We start from the raw sequence: 5,935 nt of genomic DNA on the forward strand, positions 1-5,935 counted from the left end.
ATCCTGCGCGGTATGACGGCCCAGGTTGGCAACGAGGTTGACGAGTTCGTCACCAACACCCTGCGCAACCAGCTCCTCGGTATTCCGCTTGACCTTCCCGCGATCAACATCGCCCGTGGGCGGGACACCGGCATGCCCACCCTCAACGAGGCCCGGGCGCAGTTTATGGAGATGGCGGATGGCGACACGCAGCTCAAGCCGTACACCAGCTGGGCCGACTTCGCTGAGAACATGAAGAACCCTGCCTCGGTCATCAACTTCATCGCGGCCTACGGCACGCATGAGTCGGTCACTTCCGAAGACACCATCGCTGGCAAGCGTGCGGCGGCCACTGATCTTGTTCTCGGTGCTCCGAACGAGAGCGCAGCTGATCGGGAGGCACGCCTCGACTGGCTTAATGCGCCAGCCGAGCAGACAGGCGTGAACGACATCGACCTGTGGATGGGCGGCCTCGCTGAGAAGAAGATGCCCTTCGGCGGCATGCTCGGCTCCACCTTCGCCTTCGTCTTCGAAATGCAGCTTGAGAACCTGCAGGATGCCGACCGGTTCTACTACCTGTCGCGCACCCAGGGGTTGAACCTGCTGACCGAGCTGGAGAATAACTCCCTGGCCAAGATGGCCCTGGCAAATACCGACCTCGAGGAGACCGGCTTTGCGATCCCGGGCGATATCTTCTCGACACCGGATCACATCCTCTATGTTGATTACGCCAAGCAGATGCAGATGACCGGGGTGGATGATCCTCAACACGAAGATCCGTTCCTTCAGTCCGCCTCTCAACTGGTCGAGCGCGGGGCGCCTGACGCGCAAGGCGACGGTGCCTACCTGCGCTATAACGGTGCCGACCACGTCGTCATCCAGGGCACAGACGGCAACGATCGCATCGTCGCTGGCGGTGGCGATGACACCGTTTGGGGTGACGCGGGCGACGACCGCATCGAGGCCGGGTATGGCGTCGACAAGATCAACGGCGGCGAGGGTGACGACATCATCACCAACTCCGGGACCGATATCGGCGAAGTCGACATGCTCAAGGGAGACGAGGGCAACGACGTTATCCATGGCGGCAGCGGCGCGGCGCTGATCTTCGGTGGCCGTGGCAAGGACTTCCTGATCACCGGCCCGGACGGGTCTGAGATCCGCGCTGGCATGGGGGATGACTTCCTCCTCGGTGGCGACGGCCCTGACGTACTCTTCGGCAACGAAGGCCACGACTGGGTCGAGGGTAAGAGTCGCTTTGAATACATCGCTGGCGACAACGGCGAACTCTTCTTCAACTCCACGGTAATTGGCCACGACATCCTCAACGGCGGCAATGGCGACACCGACTACGACGCCGACTCAGGCGACGACATCATGGTGGCGGGAGAGGGCATCCAGAAGAACATCGGCATGTGGGGGCACGATTGGGTCATCCACAAAGGCCAAAACGTGGCGGCCGACGCCGATATGAACGTGGAGGTATTCACCACGCTGCCGCTGGAAGTGCTGCGGGACCGCTTCAGCCAAGTGGAGGCGCTGTCTGGCTGGGTGCAGGACGACATCCTGCGCGGCGACAACCGGAGCAACGAGGAAGAGGGCGCCACGCCGATCGTCGCCGACCCGACGCCTGAGGGCAACTTCATCCATAACGAACTCGACCAGGCAGGTATTGACCGGATCGACGGCCTCGACCAGCTAATTACCCCCGATATGATGCGCAACGCGGAGTACTGGGCTGATGGCTCCGGTGATGAAAAGCTGGTGTTTACCGGCGGCAACATCCTGCTGGGCGGTGGCGGCAGCGATACGATTGAGGGGCGCGGTGGCGACGATGTTATCGACGGCGACGCGTGGCTCAACGTGCGCATCGCCATCATGACGAACCGCGATGGCACCGGCGACGAGATCGCGACGGTCGATAGCATGGACGGGCCGGTGACTCTCACTATCGATGGCGCGGAGGTTACCCGTCCGCTGTCGGCGTGGATGGTCGAAGGCCGGATCAACCCCGGGCAATTGCAGATGGTTCGCGAGATCCTTGAGGACGAATCCGGTATCGACACGGCCCTCTATTGGGGCGATCGCGCCGCCTATGAGATTGCGGTGGATGAAGACACCGGCCGGCTCACCGTAGCACATGTTGATGTGGACGATGCAGCGGTGGACCCAGTAAGCGGGCAGAACCGTGTCTCCGATGGCACCGACCTCGTCAGCAATATCGAAGTGCTGTCCTTCGGGGATAGTGACCTGCAGGTTATTACCGGAACCAACGGCAACGACGTTGGTGCAACGCGCCTCGAAGGCACTGAGGCGGCCGATATCCTGATCGGCCTTGCCGGTAACGACAACCTGCTCGCAGGCGGCGGCGACGACCTTGTCTACGGCGGTGCAGGCAATGATCGCCTGATCGGCGCGGACGGCAACGACAATCTCGATGGCGGTGATGGGGATGACTTCCTCAACGGCGGGGATGGCGACGATACGCTGCTGGGAGGCGCCGGTGCGGACGACCTTCGCGGTGGGCTTGGTGATGATGCCCTTGAGGGCGGAGACGGCGACGACCTACTTTTCGGGCTGGCTGGCAACGACACTCTCGAAGGTGGCGCTGGTAATGACGACCTCAACGGCGGCGGGGGCAACGACGTTCTGAACGGCGGTGAGGGCGATGACGTCCTGTTCGGTAGCGCCGGTGATGACCTGCTAATCACCGAGGCCGATGGCGGGCGCGATATCCTTGATGGCGGCAACCAAGTTGATACCGCAGAAATCCTTGGCAGCGCCGGTGAAGCCGAATCCTTCGCGATTCTCGATCGGACCAATGCCCTGGCCCAGGGCTTTGCCGACCTCGACGCTGGAACGGAGATCGTCATCGTTCGCAACGGGGTGGTGATGGCGGAACTCGCTAACATCGAGGAAATCGTCATCGACGGCCAGGGAGGCGGCGACACGTTTACGATTGCCGGCGACTTCACTGGAACCAGTCTGGCGATGAGCACCATCCACGTGATGGGCTCGGAGGATGACGATGTCTTGGACATCTCGGCACTGAGTTCTGCGCATCGGGTGGTGTTCAAAACCATGGGCGGCCACGACACGGTGGTGGGCGCACTTCGGGAGCAGGATGTCGTCGAACTTGCCGACGGCACGATGCTCGCTGACCACCCCGTCGAGGCCAACGAAGCGGGCGAGGCTCTAGTGGGCGACGACGAGAACTCCGTCCGCTTCGAGGTCGAGCCCGAGTCGGAACAGCCGGAAGACGAAGACGAGACCGAAACCGACGATGAATCGGAGGACGAGGAAGACGAAGAAGAGTATGAGGAAGACGAAGAAGAGTACGAGGAAGACGAAGAAGAGTACGAGGAAGGCGAAGAAGAGTATGAGGAGGAAGACGGAACGCAAGTAATACCGGCGGCGGCCATGGCTGGCGGCGAAGGCGCTGATACGCTGATTGGAACGGCGGAGAGCGAGACCATCATGGGCTTGGGCGGTCGAGACGTCGTCTTCGGCCATGACGGCGACGACGACATCCTTGGCGGCGACGGCGCGGACATGCTCTACGGCGATGACGGCGACGACCGCATTCTGGGCGAAGACGGCAACGACTTTATCAATGCCGGGGCTGGCGATGACACGGTCTTCGGCGGCGAGGGAGACGATATGTTCGTGGCCGAAGCCGATGACGGCGACGATACCTACTACGGCGACGACATGGTGGGCGGCAGTGACAGCGACAGCGACACGCTGGATATGTCAGCCATTATGTCAGCGATCAAGGCAGATCTCGGCACCGGCTTCATGGGGCGCGGCAGCGTCTCGAGCGCTGAGACTGGCAATGATGGGCTGTGGGGTGTCGAGAACATCGTCACGGGATCGGGAGACGATACGATCACAGCGAGCCGCGCGGCTAACGTGATGGATGGCGGGGCAGGCAACGACACGTTCCGCTTCCTCTCCGCAGCGGATGCGGACGGCGATACCATCATGGGATTTCAGCCGGGCGACCGTATCGATCTCAGCGGTGTGGATGCGCATGGCTGTGCAACGGGGAACCAGAGCTTCACGTTAGTGACCGAGGCCTTCACCGGCGTTGGCCAGCTGATGTTCAGCCATCAAACCCGCGACGGCGAGGACTACACCGTCGTTGAAGGCAACACGACCGGAGACGACGATGCGGATTTCTCTATCAGCATCAAGGGTCGGCATGAGCTGGGAGCGAGCGACTTCAACCTATAACGAACGATAACAATAACGAACCCTGCGGGCGTACCCGCCCGCAGGGAACGCCCGTTCAACTTAGGGTGCAGGGGGAGTTCGCATGCGTAAAAGAGACGCTAGTACGTCAGCGAAGCGCAAGAGCGCAGAGCAGCTGACCAAAGGTTTCCGAGGAATCTTTTTCTTCTTATTCGGCATGTCAGGGATCATCAATATCCTCGCCCTGACCGGTGCCTTCTACATGCTACAAATTTACGACCGAGCGCTGACCAGCGGGAGCATTTCGACGCTGGTTGCCATCTCTGTGCTGGCGCTCGGCCTGTATTGCTTTCAGGGAATGTTCGACACCATCCGTTCCCAGATCCTTGTTCGCATCGGCGCGCGCCTCGACAGAAGGGTCGCGCCGTTGGCCCATCGGGTCGCTATCGATATGCCGCGCTTCGGGTTTTCGACCGCTGAATCACTGGAGCGTGGCCGCGACGTGGATACGGTGCGCGGCTTTCTGGGAAGCCAGGGCCCTGTGGCGCTGCTGGACCTTCCCTGGATGCCGCTTTTTCTGTTGTTCGTCTACATTTTGCACCCCTACCTTGGCGCGCTGGTTTTTCTTGGCGGCTTCATCCTGGCCATGCTCGCAATTATCACGGAGCTGAAGACGTCCAAGCTGAGCAGCGCCATGCAGCAGGCTGCCGTTACACGCAATACCATTGCCGACTCCAATGCTCGTAATGCGGAGATCCTCAAGGCGATGGGCTTTGCCGGTCGCGCGGTGGAGCGCTTCAATCGGGCGAACGACGATCATCTGGAGTTACAGACGCGAACCAATGATGTCAGCGGCACCTTCGGAGCGGTTTCACGGGTGCTGCGGATGGTGCTGCAGTCGGCCGTTCTTGGCCTCGGGGCGCTGCTCACTATTCAGGGGGAGCTTAGCGCTGGCGCGATCATCGCCGCTTCCATTGCCTCCGCGCGGGCACTCGCCCCCATCGATCTTGCCATTGGCAACTGGAAGAACGTCGTCGCTGCGCGAACCGCGTTCTCACGCCTGAAGGAAACCGTCATGGCGCTGGCGGACGGTGACGAACCGATGGAGCTGCCCAGCCCGAATTCATCCCTCAAGGTCGAGAACATCACCGTCGCAGCCCCCGATTCCGGACAAGTCCTGCTCAGCGAGCTGAGCTTCGAACTCAAGGCTGGCCAGGCGATTGGGATCATCGGCCCTAGCGGTGGCGGCAAGACCACGCTGCTACGCGCGTTGACAGGCATTTGGCCCGTGCTGCGTGGGAGCGTGCGCCTAGATGACGCGGAGCTATCGCAATGGCAAGACGAGGCGCTCGGTCAGTTCATCGGCTATCTGCCGCAGGAGGTCGCGCTGCTGAATGGCACGATCGAAGAGAACATTTCGCGGTTTCAGGAAACACCGGATTCCCATGCGGTGGTGGAGGCGGCGATGGCCGCAAGCGTCCACGAGATGATCGTACGTTTGCCCAACGGCTATCGAACGCAGCTCGGCTCGCTGGGTGCCTCCCTGTCAGGCGGCCAGCGGCAGCGGATCGGACTCGCCCGCGCACTGTTCGGCAACCCCTTCATCGTGGTGCTGGACGAGCCCAACTCCAACCTCGACGCTGAAGGCGAAGCAGCACTGACGGCAGCCATTCAAGGCGTTAAGCAGCGTGGCGGTATCGCCGTCGTAGCCGCCCACCGCCCAAGCGCTCTGGCGGCCGTCGATCTCGTGGCGGTTATTCAG

At 61.6% G+C, this 5,935-nt stretch carries 2 protein-coding genes; both read left to right on the top strand.

Going from position 1 to position 5,935, the window contains the following annotated elements:
• Positions 1-12: 12 nt before the first annotated feature.
• Complete coding sequence (locus BIS10_RS16915; RefSeq protein WP_253507021.1) at positions 13-4,215, top strand: peroxidase family protein; 4,203 nt, start codon at positions 13-15, stop codon at positions 4,213-4,215.
• Between the two features lie 82 nt (positions 4,216-4,297).
• A partial coding sequence (locus tag BIS10_RS16920) for a type I secretion system permease/ATPase (RefSeq protein WP_253507024.1) occupies positions 4,298-5,935 on the top strand: 1,638 nt, incomplete at its 3' end.

This window comes from Halomonas sp. 707B3 (assembly GCF_024158645.1).
Taxonomy (GTDB): Bacteria; Pseudomonadota; Gammaproteobacteria; order Pseudomonadales; family Halomonadaceae; genus Vreelandella; species Vreelandella lionensis.

Bases quoted from the DNA above. Each gene is read 5' to 3' on its own strand.
- BIS10_RS16915 (WP_253507021.1), top strand. From the start codon at position 13: ATGACGGCCCAGGTTGGCAACGAGGTTGACGAGTTCGTCACCAACACC.